This window comes from Planktothrix pseudagardhii (assembly GCF_904830925.1).
Classification (GTDB): domain Bacteria; phylum Cyanobacteriota; class Cyanobacteriia; order Cyanobacteriales; family Microcoleaceae; genus Planktothrix; species Planktothrix tepida.
Window position 1 is genome coordinate 166,557 of the sequence record NZ_LR882967.1, and the last position, 13,156, is coordinate 179,712.

14 protein-coding genes are annotated in these 13,156 nt (G+C 37.7%); 11 read left to right on the forward strand and 3 right to left on the reverse strand.

The window, feature by feature from the left end:
* Positions 1-3: 3 nt before the first annotated feature.
* Complete coding sequence (locus tag NMK36_RS00625; protein ID WP_254172761.1) at positions 4-2,280, reverse strand: McrB family protein; 2,277 nt, start codon at positions 2,278-2,280, stop codon at positions 4-6.
* A gap of 39 nt (positions 2,281-2,319) precedes the next feature.
* Between NMK36_RS00625 and NMK36_RS00630 the strand changes: the two genes are divergently transcribed.
* The 6 genes from NMK36_RS00630 to mtnB all read left to right on the forward strand — a co-directional run bounded on the left by NMK36_RS00630 (position 2,320) and on the right by mtnB (position 6,489).
* Positions 2,320-2,712, forward strand: a complete 393-nt coding sequence (locus NMK36_RS00630) for a hypothetical protein (protein WP_367997159.1) — start codon at positions 2,320-2,322, stop codon at positions 2,710-2,712.
* Between the two features lie 118 nt (positions 2,713-2,830).
* A complete protein-coding gene (locus NMK36_RS00635) occupies positions 2,831-3,097 on the forward strand; it encodes a hypothetical protein (protein WP_254172762.1) in 267 nt (88 codons plus the stop codon).
* A 3-nt stretch (positions 3,098-3,100) separates the two neighbouring features.
* Positions 3,101-3,646: a helix-turn-helix transcriptional regulator gene (locus tag NMK36_RS00640; protein ID WP_254172763.1), complete on the forward strand. Its 546-nt coding sequence runs from the start codon at positions 3,101-3,103 to the stop codon at positions 3,644-3,646.
* A gap of 250 nt (positions 3,647-3,896) precedes the next feature.
* Complete coding sequence (locus tag NMK36_RS00645; RefSeq protein ID WP_254172764.1) at positions 3,897-4,469, forward strand: 1,2-dihydroxy-3-keto-5-methylthiopentene dioxygenase; 573 nt, start codon at positions 3,897-3,899, stop codon at positions 4,467-4,469.
* A 63-nt stretch (positions 4,470-4,532) separates the two neighbouring features.
* A complete protein-coding gene (locus NMK36_RS00650; RefSeq protein ID WP_254172765.1) occupies positions 4,533-5,699 on the forward strand; it encodes a RuBisCO large subunit C-terminal-like domain-containing protein in 1,167 nt (388 codons plus the stop codon).
* 163 nt (positions 5,700-5,862) lie between these two features.
* Positions 5,863-6,489: a methylthioribulose 1-phosphate dehydratase gene (gene mtnB / locus NMK36_RS00655; RefSeq protein WP_072718925.1), complete on the forward strand. Its 627-nt coding sequence runs from the start codon at positions 5,863-5,865 to the stop codon at positions 6,487-6,489.
* Positions 6,490-6,566: 77 nt separating this feature from the next.
* Here the strand turns inward: mtnB and NMK36_RS00660 are convergent, their stop codons facing one another.
* Complete coding sequence (locus NMK36_RS00660; RefSeq protein WP_254172766.1) at positions 6,567-7,091, reverse strand: GNAT family N-acetyltransferase; 525 nt, start codon at positions 7,089-7,091, stop codon at positions 6,567-6,569.
* 13 nt (positions 7,092-7,104) lie between these two features.
* Here NMK36_RS00660 and NMK36_RS00665 point away from each other — a divergent pair, with 13 nt between their 5' ends.
* The 3 genes from NMK36_RS00665 to NMK36_RS00675 all read left to right on the forward strand — a co-directional run bounded on the left by NMK36_RS00665 (position 7,105) and on the right by NMK36_RS00675 (position 9,157).
* Entirely contained in the window at positions 7,105-7,416 is a 312-nt protein-coding gene (locus NMK36_RS00665; protein ID WP_254172767.1) for an SOS response-associated peptidase, read from the forward strand.
* A gap of 116 nt (positions 7,417-7,532) precedes the next feature.
* Positions 7,533-8,744 (forward strand): ISAzo13 family transposase, encoded by a 1,212-nt coding sequence (locus tag NMK36_RS00670; RefSeq protein ID WP_072721577.1) that lies wholly within the window; start codon positions 7,533-7,535, stop codon positions 8,742-8,744.
* Positions 8,708-9,157: an SOS response-associated peptidase gene (locus tag NMK36_RS00675; protein ID WP_254172768.1), complete on the forward strand. Its 450-nt coding sequence runs from the start codon at positions 8,708-8,710 to the stop codon at positions 9,155-9,157. Before NMK36_RS00670 ends, NMK36_RS00675 begins: the two co-directional genes overlap by 37 nt.
* 34 nt (positions 9,158-9,191) lie before the next feature.
* Here the strand turns inward: NMK36_RS00675 and NMK36_RS00680 are convergent, their stop codons facing one another.
* Complete coding sequence (locus NMK36_RS00680; RefSeq protein ID WP_072718928.1) at positions 9,192-10,046, reverse strand: cell division protein FtsQ/DivIB; 855 nt, start codon at positions 10,044-10,046, stop codon at positions 9,192-9,194.
* Between the two features lie 421 nt (positions 10,047-10,467).
* Between NMK36_RS00680 and NMK36_RS00685 the strand changes: the two genes are divergently transcribed.
* Positions 10,468-11,742 carry a P-loop NTPase fold protein gene (locus tag NMK36_RS00685; protein ID WP_072718929.1) on the forward strand — a complete coding sequence of 425 codons (1,275 nt, stop codon included), beginning with the start codon at positions 10,468-10,470 and terminating at the stop codon, positions 11,740-11,742.
* 318 nt (positions 11,743-12,060) lie between these two features.
* Positions 12,061-13,155: a sensor histidine kinase gene (locus NMK36_RS00690; protein WP_072718930.1), complete on the forward strand. Its 1,095-nt coding sequence runs from the start codon at positions 12,061-12,063 to the stop codon at positions 13,153-13,155.
* The last annotated feature ends 1 nt before the right edge of the window (position 13,156 follow it).

The following is a 13,156-nucleotide window of genomic DNA, read 5'->3' on the forward strand; positions in this document are numbered from 1 at the left end:
CCTTTACTCCTCCTCTGGATAAATTAATCCTTTCCATTCAAACTGACGAGAACGTGAACCTCGCGCTTTTATAAATGCTTCTGTTAAGGAAGTATCGCCCAATTGTTCAATTAAACTAGCAAATTTATTTAATTCTTCCGGGTAATCATCAATCATTAATCCTCTAAGTTTTGGTAACAATTTTTGAGCAAATTGATCGACTAAAGCAAAGCGAAATTTCTCAGAATTTGAGTCAGAAACCCCAGGATAATTAATCACATATTGAGTAATTGCTTGATAGACTCGATGGGCGAAAGGATGTCCGATGCTTTCCATAATGTTATTCGCCTGATCTAAATAATCTTTAACTTTTTGAACCACCTCAGAATTTTGATCCGGCGTTTTGAACCATTGTTCAAAGCTTGAATAGCTGACATACACAGGACGTTGACCTTCAGTAGTCCTCGTCTTGCTTAATTGTAAAGTTTTAGGTTTTCCAAAGGTGAGAACATTAGCCCTATCTAACACTTTATCCGATAACGTTTGAGTCGTTTCGTCTTCATTCATAGTTCCCACAAATAAAAATTGTTTGGGAATTTTTAACTTTCTTTGTGCTTCAGAAATTGGTAAACTACCCACATCTAATTCTAAAAAGGTAGGACTCGAACGACGGCTTTCTAATTTCGAGAGAAAATCACTAAAATAATATTCTACACGGGCTAAGTTCATTTCATCTAATAATACCAAAACAATCCGATTATTCATCGCTTGATCATGGTTATATTGATAAATTCCTCGAATCAAATCAGTCGGTTTAAATTTCTTCTCCACATAGTTATAAAACCCTTGCAAATCTTGAGGAGAATCCCATCGAGGTTGAACTGCTAAAGTTAACTGTTGTGCGCCTATAAAGTCTGCATATCGTTGGGGAAGTTCGCTTTTTCCAGTTCCACTAATTCCAGCTAAAATCACTAAAGCAGAAATATCTTGCACTTTTAAAGAGGTATGAAACGCATAAACAACCCGCCGAGGAAATGCTAATCCTTTGGCTTCTAAATGCCGCATAAACCCATCTAAAAAAACGTTTTCTGCTGGATTTGGATTCCACTCTGGATTTGAATTCGGTGTCCATAGATGATCTTTTAGCGATCGCAAAGCAAAATCCGCCGTATTTTCTGTACTTTCCCTCAAATTTTTCATCAGATTAATTTCTTCTTGAAGTTCCTCTTTCTCTGCTTTGAGACCTTGAATTTTTCCCAATACTACTGATTGCTGTCCTTCTAACTCCTGTACAATTTGTTCAAGTTCTCGTTTTTGAGATTCTTTTTCTCGAAGTTCAAAACTCAAATTTCTAATTCTTTGTCTATCTCTTTCTATTTGTTGATAATCTAATGTGTGATTTTGAATTGCTTGCAGAATTCTTTGTTTCTCTGCTTCTAAAGTATCAATTTCAGGACGGAGTTGCTTAATTCGAGTTTCAAACTGTTGTGTTTCCAGAGATAAACTATCATAGGTTGCTCGGATTAATTCTAATTGTACGGTTCTTTGTTCCAGGGTTTTTGTTTCCTCTTGTTTTTTGGCAATATCAGCAATTAATTGTTGCAATTCGGCATTTTTTACAATATAATTAGCTTGAATTTCACGAAGTGATCGCTCAATTTCTTGTAAATATTGATTCTGAGATTGTAAACCAGTAATCTGACCCTCTAATTGACTTTTTTCTAGCCTTAACTGACCTACTTGAGTATTTAATTGTTCTAATTCTGATAAATTAGGAGGATTTTGACGCAAAGTATAAACACGATTTTCTAAATCTTGTTTTTCTTGATTTAATTGGGTTAATTTCTCCTGAACTTCCTGTAATTCTGATTGTTTTTGCGTTAACTTCCCTTGAACTTCCCCTAAATTTGTTTGTTTTTGTTCCAGACTTTCTACCTGATCTTTTAATCTAATCAATTTAGTCTGATATTCTTGCCAATTTCGTTGTGTGTCGAGTTGTTTTTCCAGTGCTTGTAAACGAAATTGATACTCTTGGTCTTTCCGTTTGCTTAAGTCTTGTAAACTCAGTTGATAATCTTTATCTTTTTGGGCTTGGGAATCTTGTAGACTCCGTTTAAGCTCTTGTTCTTTCTGTTTACTAGAAACCGCCGTCCCAACCAACGCCCCGGCGGTACTTCCCATTAATGGAGTTCCGAGACCACCCCCAGGAAAAACCACTGATGCGGCTGTCCCCATCCCCACGCTCAGAACACCGACTAGCAAGATGTCCTTTGGTAGATTCGCCCAAATATTCTTTCGCATATTGACTTAACTCGCAGTTTAATTATTATATCGCTGGTAATGGCAACAATTACGCAACTCTCTAGGATTTTGGCGCAGGTATTGTTTAAGACACCGGGTTTTTGCGTTGTACCTCACCCGACAACACACCGCTATATAATACGTCAGGCAAAAGTGATTGCAATTGGACAAACCGCAGGAACTTGGGATGAACGATTTAGCCATCAGGAAGACAATTTGCGATCGCATTTAGCCCAAGTTATTAATGTTAAAACCGATGAACAAGGTTATAATATTGCAACAGTTAGTTTTCCTGAAATTAACGTTAAAAATGATATTTCCAGCTTATTAACCATGATTTTTGGGAAATATTCAATGGCTGGAGTTAGTAAAATAGTTGCGGTTAGACTTGATAATAATTATGGTCAGTTGCCTAAATTTTCTTGTTGCTAGGTTCTACCAGGGAACCAGACAAAACCGGGCAAAATTATTCACTCCATCCCAGTTATAATAAGTTGTCACTTGACAATTTAAACACAATAAACTATAATTTATACAAGCTCAAACTTTTATGTCTAGGAAAAAACATCCTAAACCAGATATTGAAGCAGCCTTGAAATATGCTGAACAAAATGGATGGCGTATTGAAGTGGGTGGATCTCATGCGTGGGGAAAAATTTACTGTCCTTATAATAACAAGGATTGTCGCTGTGGAGAATTTTGTATTGTCAGCGTTTGGAGTACCCCTAAAAATGCAGGCAATCATGCTAAACTAATTCGTCGTGTTATTGATAACTGCACCGTTCATCATCAAACACAAGAGGAAGAGGAGAATTAACAAATGCCAGAATATGATTTTATTTTAAACTTTAATCTTCCAGATAGTCAAATTAATCTCGATCATTATTTAGAGACTTTAGCAACAGAAGGTTGTGATGATGCCTTAATTGGAATTGGGAAAAAGGGGAGAATTGCTCTCAACTTTATCCGAGAATCTTCATCAGCAACAGAAGCGGTTTATAGTGCAATTCGGGATGTGAAACGGGCTATTCCCCAGGCAGTTTTGACTGAAGTTAGCCCAGATTTTGTGAGTTTAACCGAGGTTGCTAAATTGCTCGGATGTACGCGGCAAAATATTCGTAATTTAATGATGAAGGATGAACTCAAATCTCCACAACCTATCTATGGGGGAACTCCTTCAATCTGGCACTTATCCGATATATTGCACTGGTTATGTAACGAGAAAAATTACCGAAATAGAATTAAGCAGAATTTATTGGAATTATCTAAGGTTAATAAAGATTTGAATATTGCTAGGGAGTGGGAAACAGTTAATTCTGAAGAAAAGCAAAAAATGATTAAGTTTTTTAGCCAAAATTTGGCTTAATTGAGTATTTCTCATTGCTAGGTTCTACCTAACAGGGTTCCCTAGTAGAACCTAGGAAGTAAGCAAAAATGTCTAGCTACACAAAGCTTAAAAGTAATTTATCCGAACGTCTGAACTGCTATCAATAAACTACCTTCGTCTGTTGTTGGGCTTCAGCCTATCTTTCTAGGGACTCAAGCCCAACAACCATAATTTTTTTGCTAGTATAATAGTTTATGATTAAAAACGGTTCATACTACCGAGGTGAAACATGGCAGTTTTACAATTAGAAGACGGAACAACTTACACCGAATTAGATGAAATTCAGCGAGAATTAGCTGGTCTGAATATTCATTTAAACCATTGGTCTGTCGGTACAGATCCAGAATTAATTAAATTATTGAATCAACCTGCATTAAACGATGAAGAAAAAGAAGATGTTTTGCAAGGTTTAGATCAATATTTTGAAGAATTAAAACAAACAGCAGGTTATCAGTCCCGTGATTTAATTGTTCTTAACCCTGATACCCCTAACTTAGAAGTATTATTAGCAAAATTTGAACAATGTCATATTCATGCTGATGATGAAGTGCGTTATATTATTGATGGAGAAGGAGTGTTTGGCTTTGTCCGTCCCGATGGAAGTCAAGTAGAATTAACCGTTGAAGCGGAAGAATATATTAACGTTCCTGCAAATACAGAACATTGGTTTTACTTAACAGAAACTCGGCGGATTAAAGCTGTTCGTTATTTTACCACAACAAAAGGTTGGACTCCTGAATATACCGATACAGAAATTAGAATTTTTTCCAGAAGACCGAAAAAAACCTTAGCTTTGAATTAATTTGTAGAGACGTTGCATGCAACGTCTCTACTGCAATGATAATAATTGCCAAAATAGAAAACAATGACGATTGAAGTAGATTATCGTTTTCCTCCTCATATTGATGCGTTGCGTCAGGCTAAAGTGATTGCTATTGGACAAACCGCAGGAACCTGGGACGAAAGATTTAGCCATCGAGAAGATAGTTTGCGATCGCATTTAGCCGAAGTCATTAACGTTAAAACCGATGAACAAGGTTATAATATTGCAACGGTTCGATTTCCTGAAATTAACGTTGAAAATGATATTTCCAGCTTGTTAACCATGATTTTTGGTAAATATTCAATGGCTGGAGTTGGTAAAATAGTTGCGGTTAGACTCGATAATAATTATGGTCAGTTCCCTAAATTTGGGATAACCGGAATTCGTCAACAATTAAATGTTGTTGATCGTCCTTTAATTATGGCAATCTTTAAACCCGCTTTAGGACTATCAGCTACAGATCATGCGACTATTTTAGAACAAGTGGCAACGGCGGGATTAGATATTATTAAAGATGATGAAATTATGGGGGATTTAGACACAGCCCCCACCCTAGAACGGTTAAGAGCTTGTCGCCCAATTTTAGACCAAATTAAACAAGAAACCGGACGCACGGTTTTGTATGCTATTAATGTTACTGGAAACGCCCAAACCCTATTAGAAAAAGCTCGAATTCTGGTTCAAGAAGGGGCAAATGCTTTGTTATTAAATGTTCTCACCTACGGTTTTTCGGTCTTAGAAGCCCTTGCCGCCGATCCAGAGGTAAATGTTCCCATTTTCGCCCATCCTGCCTTGGCGGGGGCGTTATGTGCCTCTGGTGATACGGGTTTTTCCTATTCCGTCGTCCTCGGAACATTGATGGCCCATGCTGGGGCGGATGCGGTGTTATATCCGGCCCATTATGGCAGTTTACCCTTTGATCCAATCGAAGAACAGAAAATTAGGGATATTTTGCGATCGCGCAACGTTTTTCCGGTTCCCTCGGCGGGAATTCACCCCGGAATTGTCCCCCAAGCACTCAACGATTATGGCCAAGATGTGATTCTCAATGCGGGAACGGGAATTATGGATCATCCCGATGGCCCCTCTGCGGGGGTTCAAGCGTTCTTTCAAGCGTTAGATTATTATCAGGCTGATCAATCTTTCAATTGGGAAACCTTACCCGACAGTGCCCTGCGTCGCGCCTTAGAAAAATTTAACCAATCGTAATCCCTTATAGGGGCAGGTTGAAAACCCTATGATTTGATCAATAATAAAATACAGAACCCAACCCCTCCCTAAGTCAGGATAATTCATCAATTGTCCCGACTGATAACTGATAACTGATAACTGATAACTGATAACTGATAACTGATAACTGATAACTGATTTCATGAACGATCCACGTCAAGCTTTAATTCATGCGTCTCGCCAATTTTATCAACTGGGTTGGATGGCGGGAACGGCTGGAAATCTTTCGGCTAAAATGCCCGATAATAGTTTTTGGATTACCGCCAGTGGTAAACAAAAAGGTAAATTAGTTGTAGAAGATTTTGTGAGAATTTCTTTAACGGGAGAAGTCTTAGAAAATCCCTCTCCTCAGAATAAACCTTCCGCAGAAACCAGTATTCATCAAGCGATTTATTCTTTATTTCCTGAAGCCAATGCTTGTTATCATGTTCATTCGGTGGAAGCAAAATTAGTATCCAATTTTATTGATCATGAACAACTGCCTTTACCTCCCATTGAAATGTTAAAAGGGTTAGGGATTTGGGAAGAAAACCCTAAAGTTTATATGCCTGTTTTTGAGAATTATTTAGAAGTTCCTCGCATTGCAGAAAATATTATTCAACGGTTTAAGAATACGACTCCTGATGTACCCGCATTATTAATTAGAAATCACGGAGTAACGGTTTGGGCTGCTTCTCCAGAAGCCGCCGAAAACCATGTTGAACTAGCTGAATATATCTTTCGTTATATTGTCGCAGCCCGTCAAGCTGGATTGAATTTTCAACATTGATTAATCTCAAGGGTTTGGTTTGTAAACACTATATACGAGTAGCAAAAACTGTCTTTTACAAAGACAAATGCTCAAACCTATCTATAGGGCGAACTTTGTTTCTTTCTGTTCCCCGTTCCCTGTTCCCTTCTATACATAAAAATAACCGGAATTTTCAATAAAATTTTTGCCCAATTGGAAATGCCAAATTTGGGTTTAATAGAAGTGGGTAAAGCCGAAAAATCGACGGGAATAAACCCAAAACGAGTATAGAAATTAGCCAAGTTTTGTCCTAGACATTCCAAATAAAGAGGTTTTGTAGATTCTTGAATTAAATGTTCCACTAAAATAGCCCCTAAACTTTTCCCTCGCCAAGCTCGACTAACCACCAAACTCCCCAATTCTTCAACATCCGTAAACTGTCGCAGTTGTCCACAAGCTATAATTTGTTTATGGGATTCTATCACCCAAAATTGTTGCCAGCGTAATTGAGTTGGATCAAGCATATCCTTTAATACTAACCACAAAATTTTCAGGCTATCTTGGGGGGTTGCTGGACGTAAAACACAACCATCCGGTAAGTCAATATTGAGGGAATTTCGGTTAATTTTTTCAGATGTCATAGAGGATTTTATTATGTGTGGACGTTTTAGTTTAGTCTGTTCAAAAACAGCGATCGCTCAAACCTTTAATGTATCATCGGTTCCTGATTTTATCCCTCAATATAACATTGCTCCAGCCCAAACCATTGCTACCATTAGACAGGATTTAGAACAGCAAGAACGACAGTTTCAACTCATGCACTGGGGGTTAATTCCTCATTGGGCAAAAGATGAAAAGATTGGATACAAACTCATCAATGCTAGGGTAGAAACCGTTACAGAAAAACCAGCATTTCGGCAAGCAATTCGTTCTCAAAGATGTTTGATTTTAGGAATGAAAAAGTAATAACTTGATGGGCTTCAGGTATAATGAAGTATAGGCACTGATGGCAGATTTTACAAAAATTGAGAGAACCGGGCAACGGATTTTTCGATTAAACTACACAACTTAACTTAAAACCTATGTTTTATTCTAGTTCAATTGAGGAAGAAATGAAAAAGTTTTATAACTCTTTATCAGAAAAGGATAAAAGAAGATATGCAGCGATAGAGGCTCAAAAACTGGGATGGGGAGGAATTAGTTATATCATCAAACTGTTGGGTTGTACTCGAAACACAATCGTCCGAGGAATAAAAGAGTTAAAAGAACTGGATGAACAGACTATTAATGATGTAAGAATTAGAAAAAAAGGAGGAGGAAGAAAAAGTATTTTTTCCACCCAAATTGGAATAGATGAAGCCTTTTTAGAAGTGTTAAAGTCCCGCACAGCCGGAGATCCTATGAACGAGTCAATTAAATGGACTAATTTAACCCACAAAGAAATTGCTTTGGGACTTAAGGAAGCCGGATTTAATATCAGTCCTCCCACCGTAAAGAAACTCTTAAAAAAGCATGGGTATGTCAAGCGAAAAGCACAAAAAAAGCAAACTACAGGAATTAATAAAGACCGAAATGCTCAATTTGAAAATATTGCTAGACTCGATACCCTGTATAGAGAAGCCGGTAATCCTATTATTAGTTTTGACACTAAAAAGAAAGAAGTTTTAGGGAATTTATATCGTCCAGGTACTCTGTATACAACTGAGCCTGTTACTACTTGGGATCATGATTTTTGGAGCTTAGGTCATGGAAAAGTCATTCCCCATGGCATTTACGATACTCAAAAAAACCGAGGATATGTAACATTAGGTAACAGTAAAGATACCAGTGAATTTGCTTGTAATGCTCTTAAACATTGGTGGAATCATTATGGAAAAGCTCTCTATCCTCATGCCAATTCGATTTTAGCTAAGTGTGATGGGGGTGGCAGTAATAATGCTAATCATTATATTTTTAAACAAGATTTACAAAAGTTAGTGGATGAAATTGGAATTGAGATCAGAATTGCTCATTACCCTCCCTATACATCTAAATATAATCCCATTGAACATCGACTTTTTCCTCATCTAACTCGAGCTTGTCAAGGAGTGATTTTTACCAGTCTTGGTTTGGTCAAAACTCTCATGGAAAAAACTCGTACTAATACAGGGCTATCTGTCGTTGTTAATGTCGTTGATCAGGTCTATCAAACGGGTCGGAAGGTAACTGATCATTTCAAAAAAACTCTGAAAATTGTTTTTGATGAATATTTACCCAAATGGAACTATCGAGCCGTACCTCAACTCACTCATTAATCCATTTATTGATTTTTCATTCCTTAGCGGATGGGTTCTATGAATGGCAACATCAAGGTAAAACCAAACAACCTTATTATTTTCAGTTAGAGAATCATCAACCCTTTGGATTTGCGGGATTATGGGAACGTTGGAACAATCCTAACGGAGAAGAAAATGTTTCTTGTACAATTTTAACCCAAGCTGCTAACGAAACAGTTCGTCTTGTTCATGAACGAATGCCGATTATTTTATCTCCTACCGTTTATTCTCAATGGCTTGATCCTACTCTCAAAGATTCTGAAACTATTTTATCCTTGGTTCAACACAATCCTAACTTAAGGGTTTATCCGGTGAGTTCTAAAGTTAATCGTGCAACCTATAATCAACCGGACTGTATTTTACCCCTTGATGAAGCCGTTGAAATATTGTGATATTTCTGATTTTTATATCCCCGATTCTTTTAGTTTAATTAGACGTGGATTCCTCCTCAGCAGCCGTTCGTTGGGCGGTACTTTCCGGTCGCATTTGTACAAGGGGTTGATTAGGATTTTTTAGATCAAAATACATCATTTTGCTTTTATCTAATTTTTGAGGAACATTTCTCATCCGATCAATCACTCGTAACTGTTCAGGAAATTTAGAACTATAGGGGCCTAGATGAACTGTACCAATTTCTGTTTCCAGAATTAAATTATTGGGATCTTCCCAATTGATTTGCTGAATTTTCACAGGACTGCGAATTAGAGCTTGATAAACAAGTGACCAGTAGGGATGATATTGGTTAATATTTCCAATCACTTTCAAACTCGGTAATTGTTTGGATTTTTCTAATTCTGTATAGTTCTCCAACGGCATCCAATCCCCGGTCGCATCTAACCATCCAATTTGCTGATTGTTTCTATTATCAGAAACGTTTGAGGTGGGATAAGCAACTGCAACAGGTTGTCGTTCTTGAATATTGATCATTAAACTCGGAGGAAATAACTGACGAGTCACATTAGCTGAGGCAATTTGTCCCCGTGATTCTAGGCTTTCTGCTAAGGCTTGGGGTTGAATTTTCCACAGGGATTCGGGATAAGATAGGGGCAATAAAGAGCGAACCATTTGATCCGATAACAGTTGATTTCCTTCAACTTTGATTTGTTCGGGTTGGCGAATAAACCAGATGGGTTGATTAATCAACCAAAATAAACCTCCGGTCAAACTACTGACCGCCATAACTTGCCAAAGCACTTGAACTAATTTAATCCGCCGTTGACGCCGTAACTGCTGACGCCGACGTCCTAATTCATTCGTTGAAACAGATCCCAGATTGGTCATTGCTTGTTACCCATTTGCCAGGATTTCCACCTTATCACTGGTTTTTGATTCCCCATCATTTCAAGGTTTCGCAGATAATTTAACATATTCGCTCTCGCTGTGTCTGTGATCGGTTGGAGTTGAGCGATCGCTTTCTACCCTGAGATTAAGGGTTTATTTTGTGTATTAACTTGATTGTATTGTATTCTTAATCCTTATTTTATCTGTATTTTCACGCAGAAATTATTATAAACCTTTCTCGATGTAACTGTCCCCTGTCCCCCCCAATGACTGATCCCCCTCATCCTAAAACCTGCTTGCTATCGGTAAACTAAGAGTAAGAGTTGACCGTTAAATTGATACAGAGGTTAAGAGTCTAATTGTGATTGAGCTTGATTTAAGTAGATTCTATAAAGCGTGTAATCCCAGTAAGACCATTGACATGGCAAACCCGGAAGATCGAAAATATTACATCGATTTTTCATCTGTCCGAGGGAGTGATATCATCCGAGAATTGAGCCGAACTATTACTTTACTCTCCCATGATGAACCCACCTGTCAATTGTTTAGTGGTCATATAGGATGTGGGAAATCAACAGAATTATTTCGTCTTAAAGATCTGTTAGAGCGTCAGGACTATCATGTCGTTTATTTTGAATCTTCTCAAAATCTCGATATGGCAGATGTGGATATTAGCGATATTTTATTAATGATTGCTCGTCAGGTGAGCGAAAGTTTAGAAGCGACTCAAATTCGTCTGAAACCGGGATACTTTGCCAACTTATTTACAGAAATTTCTGAGTTGATGCAAACGCCCATTCAGCTATCTGCGGAAGCCGAATTATCCGTTGGAATTGCTAAAATTACGGCCAAAACTAAAGATTCTCCAAAATTACGGTCTCAGTTACGGCAATATTTAGAACCGCGCACCAGTAGTATTTTAGACGCGATTAATGATGAACTTTTGGGACGAGCTAATAGTGCGTTACAGGCGAAAGGAAAAAAAGGAATTGTCGTTATTGTAGATAATTTAGATCGGATTGATAGTTCTCCTAAACCTTGGGGAAGAACTCAACCGGAATATTTATTTGTAGATCGAGGTGAACAACTCAAACGTCTCAATTGTCATGTGGTTTTTACCATTCCCCTAACCTTAATGTTTTCTAATGATTATGATCGGCTTTCCAGTCGGTTTGGAGTCAAACCTAAAGTGTTACCGATGGTTCCCGTCCGTCTTCGGGATGGGGTGCAGAATCCCAATGGCATGATAAAATTACAACAAATGGTTCTAGCACGAGCCTTTCCTGATCTGCCACCAGAAAATCGTTTATCTCAGATTTCTGTTTTATTTGATAGTCCTGAAACCCTAGAGCGATTATGTTGGATTAGTGGGGGTCATATTCGACGTTTATTGATGTTGATGTACAGTTGTTTACAACAAGAAGATCCCCCTTTTACCCGTTCTTGTTTAGAGCAAGTTATTCAAGAATATCGAGATGATCTTTTAGGGGCAATTAACCATGAAGAATGGGAATTATTGTTAAGAGTCGTGAAAACTCAAAAAGTAACGGGAGAAGATGAATGTCAAACTTTACTGCGGAGTATGTTCGTTTTTGAATATCGGGATCAAGACGGTCGTTGGTTTGGAATTAATCCTGCTTTAACTGAAAGCAGTCAATACAAATCCTTAGTCAATTCCCTGAGTAAAAAAGCTTAAAATATGACTCTTCATTAATATCGTTAGCTATAGCAATCCTATTTGATTTGTATCCAAAATTTCTGCTCAAAAGGGAACAGCTTAACTGGGAACAGGGAAAAGGGGTAATACTTCTAGCTGTTTCATATCAGTTTTAAATGATTACAACCTATTTGGGATTGCTATATCATTCTTTAAGTTTAAATTCAGGAATGATAGCTATTGAGTTGGAGAAAATTCGGTACAATATTGACTTCCAACTCGGCTGCGGTGATTCCCCTCCTAAAAAAGCCAATCCTGCTTTATGATGAAATGAATTCCAGAAGCAAGATCTCAAATATGGCTAAAGTTGGTTTACGAGGACGTTTATTTTTATCCCATTTGTTAGTGATGTTAATTGGGGTAACATCCTTAGTGATTATTGGAAAAATATCTTCTCCTCGCTTTTTTGTCAGTAATTTAGAACAACTTGAAGGCCCAGGATTTCGGTTACAATATATTCGTACTCGTCTAATAGAAGGCTTTGAAATTGCTTGGAACCGCAGCACCTTTTGGTCAGTTTTAGCGGGAACAACTGCCGCCGTAGGGCTGAGTTATTGGTTAACCCAACGCATTACTAAACCACTCACCCAAATGGAAGAAATTACTCAGAAATTTGCCTCTGGAGAATGGTCAGAACGAATGTCTTTCAGCGATATTCCTGAGTTAAATCAATTAGCCTTAAGTTTTAATAAAATGGCTGCTAGTTTACAAAATGTTGAGAAAGAACGAAGAGAATTAATTAGTGATTTAACCCATGAATTAAGAACTCCGTTAACCATTGTTAGGGGATATTTGGAAGAAATAGCCGATGGTCATATTGAACCTTCTCCATTAATTTATCAACAATTAGCGAAAGAAACTAAACGCTTAGAACGATTAGTCAATGATTTACAAGAACTTTCAAAAGTTGAATCCGGCTATTTACCCATTCATCAAAAACCCGTTAATTTATATCCTTTATTAACATCTTTAGTCCAACGTTTTTCAGATCAACTCTTAGAAGAAGGGCCGACTCTTCAGTTAGATTCTAAACCTGATTCACCGCTAGTATTAGCAGATTTAGACCGAACTGAACAAATTTTAGTTAATTTATTAGGCAATGCGATTCGCTATACTGAAACGGGAACCATTCTTGTTAAAACAGGTAATGATTTAAACTTTTTCTGGGTTGCTGTTATGGACACTGGAATTGGTATTTCTCCAGAAGATTTACCCCATGTTTTTGAACGCTTTTGGCGGGCTGATCGTTCTCGTTCTCGGAATTCAGGAGGAACTGGAATTGGATTAGCAATTACTCGCCGTTTGGTAGAATTACAAGGGGGAAGAATTGCCGTTTCCAGTCGTTTAGGAGAAGGCAGTACCTTTCAATTTTGCCTTCCCTTAGCTAAATAAT